Here is a 4913-nt window from a genome sequence, read left to right as displayed (position 1 = left end):
TAAATGCAAAGTGTTTTTTTTATCTTTTTGTTCGTAATACATTTCTTTTACAATTTCAGTAGCAGTTTCTTTTAGCGTTGGAAATCTAGTATAGTCATCAAGAATATATTCCTTGGCAATTGGCTCGTAAAAAGCGCTTATTGATTTCGTTTTTAGAATACTATCTGTTTTTTTGCTGTAATAAGCATTCTCAATTTGACTGGCTATAGATCGATTAAGTAAAGTTTCTGAAAGAGCAGGTGTCAAATTTATGTTCGGTTGAAAATTGAGTTTTGAATAGGCAACTCCAGAAGTATTGTCTAGTACTACCGTATAGTTGGAACGTTTATCATCGATAACTTGAATGTTTACAGATGAATTGTAATATGCTTTGTCGATATTGAAAATGAAATTTCCATTTTTATCTGTTTTCACGACTTTGAAAGCGAACGTTTTTCCCGGAATCGATAGACCAATATTTATATTTTGTATATCGCTTGGATTGTTTTTGCAAATGATTTTACCAGTAATCATTTCACCTCTTAATTCAGGTAAAATAATTTTATTGGCTTTATTTATAGGTTCTATTTTTGAAACTATTTTTGAAAATTCTTCAGCAGAGGTTTGTTTCGTTGAAGGTAAATCTTCTAGTTTTCTAACAGAGAAGGAATAATTTCCGTTTTTGGCTATTTCATTTAAGGTTGCAACATTAATGTTTACTTGTTCTCTATTTGCAAATGCTTTTTTATTTAAATTGAGTTTTAAGTAATCATTTGTCGTTACACTCTGAATTTGTTGAGTTGGTAATATCGGAGTATCACCTGTAGCAGTGTTGGTAGCTGAATTATTTGCTACAGTTTGATTTTCCGTTGTTTGAAATGGATTGACAATAACAATATCAATTTGGAAAAAAGGCGCAACAGTTTGGTTCAACATCCAGTTGGTATAGCCGATGAGTTTGTAATTTCCCGTTTTTATAGTGGTAGGTACAAAATAATCACCTTGCCCTTTGGTGTTTTCAAGATAAATTTTGTTTTTGAAAACCGTTTTTTTGTCACTATCCACAAGTTCCACGTAAGCTATTTTACTAACATTGCTTGGTGTTTTATTGGATAGTTTTAAGCAATTAAGCTTATAATACAGAGTCTCTCCAGTGACAAATGTTGTTGCATTTGTACTGATAAATATTGTTTCATCGCTATAGAAATTTTGCTTTTCATTGGATGAACTGATTTGCTGGGCTGTAACTTTTTGAAAATTAGAGCATAATAGTGCAAATAAAAAGAGGTGTTTTAATCTTCCCAAAATAGTGGTTTTATGTTAGACGAAAAAGAAGTGCAATCTCCACATTCAATGTGGACCATGTGATAATTTATACCTTCATGAAATTGATATGCTAATTTATTTATACCAATGCCTTGTATTAAATCATAGCCTCTGCAACCGGGACTAAAACAAAGAGTGTATATGTCTTGATCGCAGGTAGTATAGTAAGGAGGTGCTAATTCTCCCGGAAATAAATCTTCATAATTAAAATAGATTCTTTTTGATGAAGCGGAAGCGACATCAAAATAACCAATTATCTTGTCATTTTCATTGTTTACAGATTTGATATTGCCATTTATAAATCCAGGTTGAGTAGGATATAAAATACTTCCGGAACCTGATAATTTTTTTAAAGTTGTGTAATAAGTATAAGAGGCTAAACTTTCTACGTATTGCTTTACCAAAATACTATACCGATGAGTAATAATATAATTTTGATCACTAATAAAACGTACTAAAAAATTAAGCCGAGCTTCATTTAAATTGTTAGTGTTTGTTAAAAGTAGTTCTGTATTCTTTTTTGTACTATAACAAATTCGGGTGTTCGTTGGGTTAGGTACGATACCGATTGTTGTTTCACTCAATACAACTGATTTGCTTGCTACCCATTTTGGAGCTATTATTTTATAGGTTTCTTCATATTCGTATCTATAGTATTTAGCTGTGTTTGTTGGGTCATAACTGCTTACTCTAATACCAACACCCCTTAAACTGTCTTTTGTTTCCACTGTTGCTTTAATTTCCTGCATTGGATTTATCGGAGTTAAGGTCTCAGTTGAAGATTCAAAAGATCTACCATCCTTCGTTTTAATGTTCAATCGATATTCCTTACCTGCAGTGGCTTGAAATTCAGTAGTAGAAATGTATTTCCCAGATTCTTCCTTAAAGTCATATCGAATTCCGGTATTATCAGTAATAGAAATCTCAGCTCCTTTTTCTATTTGGATTGTTGCATCTTCAAATCTGGATGTTTTAGTAAGTGTTATTTCTTGTTTTTTGAATTCATTGGTAATAGTTGCTTCTACCACTAATGCTTCCTCATACGTATTGGTTTCTAGTATGTACGGCTCAGTACATCCGTTTAATAGAAAGCATATTAAAAGCAAAAAGATAATCCCATTTAATACAATAGATGTTCTTTTACACTCTATTGGTGAAGAACTTTTTTGGTTTTTATTTTGATTGTAAGTAGTCATTTATTTTTAATTCGTTTGCTTTCTTTAATCTTCCCAAAAAGAAGGTTTTATATTTGAGCCAATTTTTGTACAGTCACCGCAAGGAGCATTAACCCAATTGGGACTTCCTGAATAGGTTACTTTGCCTAATCCGATGTCATCTATAAGCCCTCCATTATGTGTGCAGGGCTGTTCTCCATAGCAAAACGGGGTACAATCCGTATAATAAGGTGGGGGAGCCTCACCCGTAAATAAATCGATGTAATTAAAATAAATTCTTTTTGTTGATACCGAAGTTACATCAAAATAGCCAATTATTTTGTCGCTAGGATTATCTACGGATCTTAAATTTCCATATAAAAAACCAGGCTGATTAGGAGATAATAAACTTCCAGATCCAGAGAGTTTTTTTAAAGTGCTGTAATAAGAATAGGAAGCTAAGTTTTCTATATATTGTCTCACCAAAATACTATAGCGCTCCATGATAATGTAATTCTGATTACTGATGAATCTTACGTTAAAATTTACATGATTGTCATTTAATTCAGCTGTGCTTGTCAATAAAATTTCGGTTGATTTTTTTGTGTTATAACAAATCCTGGTGTCAGGAGAATTGGGAATTAAGGCATAAGTTGCCTCTGATCTAGGGTATCTTGGATCGGGAGGAACTACAATTGCTTTATTTAAATTCCAACTTGGAGCAATAATTTTATACGTTTCTTCGTATTCGTATCTATAATATTTAGCTTCGTTTATTGGATCAAAACTAGTTACTCTGATGGCAACGCCCCGTAAGCTATCTTTTGTTTCCACAACTGCTTTTACATCTTGCATAGCGTTTATTGGAGTAAGTGTTTCGGTTGAAGATTTAAAAAATCTGCCATCTTTAGTATTGATATTCAATTGATATTCTTTTCCTGGAATGGCTTGAAATTCGGTTGTTGAAAAATATTTACCTGATTCTTCTTCAAAGTTATATCGAGTTCCAGTATTATCAGTAATAAAAACATCGGCACCCGATTCTATTTGGGTTGCTGTATCTTCAAATCTCGAAGTTTTTGTTAATGTTATTTCTTGTTTTTTGAGTTCATTGGTAATCGTGGCTTCAACAATTAATGCTTCTTCGTAAGTATTTGTTTCTAATATATAGGGCTCTGTACAACTATTTATAGTAAAGCAAATTAGGAGCAGGAAAATTATTTTATTATAAGACATAGTTATTTGTTCGCCTTCTTTTTTGGAGGCAAATGCAAAATCGAAAGCTATTCGTTTGTTTTTCGATTTTGAAATGAAATATGTAATTAATCTACCCAAAATGCTGGTTTTATATTTGATGAAAAGGTGGTGCAATCTCCGCAGGGAGCTGGATATATATGATAAAGAATTCCTTCATTGAGTGAATAAGTCATTTTATTATTTGAAAAATAATAAACTAATTCATTTCCATAGCATGGAGGTGGTCCGAAACAAAATAAAAGTTCCTGCTCGTCACATTTTGTGTAGTAAGGAGGCAAGAGATCGGTTGGGAATAAATCTATATAATTAAAATAAATTCTTTTAGAGGAAACAGAAGCCACATCAAAATAGCCAATTATTTTGTCATTCGGATTATTTACAGATTTTAAATTACCAATTAATAAACCCGGTTGGTTTGGAGATAATACACTTCCAGATCCAGCTATTTTTTTTAAAGTTTGGTAATAGGTATAGGATGCAAGGTTTTCTACATATTGCTTTACTAAAATGCTATAACGATGTGATATAATATAGTTTTGATCACTGATAAAACGAGGAACGAAATCTACTCGGTCTTCATTTAATTCATTAGTGCTTGTAAGTATGATTTCAGTATTTTTTTTGGTACTATAACAAATTCTTGTGTTAGGATTATTAGGTATGACTTCTAAAGTTGGGTTAGCACCATTTACACCTTCTATAACAATAGCTTTTTTTAAACGCCATTCGGGGGCAATAATTTTATAGGTTTCTTCGTATTCATAACGGTAATATTTAGCAGTGTTCGTTGGATCGTAACTACTTACTCTAATGGCTACCCCTCTTAAACTGTCTTTTGTTTCTACTGCTGCTTTTACATCTTGGATTGGGTTTACTGGAGAAAGAGTTTCAGTTGTTGATACGATAGTTCTACCATTTTTAGTATTAATATTTAACCGATATTCTTTTCCTGGAATGGCTTGAAATTCTGTAGTAGAAATATATTTACCCGACTCTTCTTCAAAGTCATATCGAGTTCCGGTATTATCGGTAATAAAAACATCGGCACCCGATTCGATTTGAGTTTCTTTGTCTTCAAATCGGGAAGTTTTTGTTAATGTTATTTCTTGCTTTTTGAGTTCATTGGTTATCGTGGCTTCAACAACTAATGCTTCTTCATAAGTATTTGTTTCTAATATATAGGGCTCTGTACAACTA

At 32.1% G+C, this 4913-nt stretch carries 4 protein-coding genes; all 4 read right to left on the bottom strand.

Annotation, left to right across the window (positions count from 1 at the left end):
• Positions 1-1284, bottom strand: a 1284-nt coding sequence (locus tag VFS71_RS11715) for a hypothetical protein (RefSeq protein WP_326401457.1), incomplete at its 3' end; no start/stop codon positions are given.
• On the bottom strand, positions 1272-2501 hold the full coding sequence (locus tag VFS71_RS11710; RefSeq protein WP_326401456.1) for a DUF4249 domain-containing protein: 1230 nt from the start codon (positions 2499-2501) through the stop codon (positions 1272-1274). The genes VFS71_RS11710 and VFS71_RS11715, both read right to left, overlap by 13 nt.
• A gap of 24 nt (positions 2502-2525) precedes the next feature.
• Entirely contained in the window at positions 2526-3794 is a 1269-nt protein-coding gene (locus VFS71_RS11705; RefSeq protein WP_326401455.1) for a DUF4249 domain-containing protein, read from the bottom strand.
• The coding region (locus VFS71_RS11700) for a DUF4249 domain-containing protein (RefSeq protein ID WP_326401454.1) at positions 3782-4913 on the bottom strand (1132 nt) is incomplete at its 5' end. The genes VFS71_RS11700 and VFS71_RS11705, both read right to left, overlap by 13 nt.

The sequence above is a fragment of the Flavobacterium sp. genome, from assembly GCF_035760125.1.
Taxonomy (GTDB): Bacteria; Bacteroidota; Bacteroidia; order Flavobacteriales; family Flavobacteriaceae; genus Flavobacterium.
Note: the sequence above shows the minus strand (reverse complement) of the source record. Positions and strands in the feature narration are given on the sequence as shown.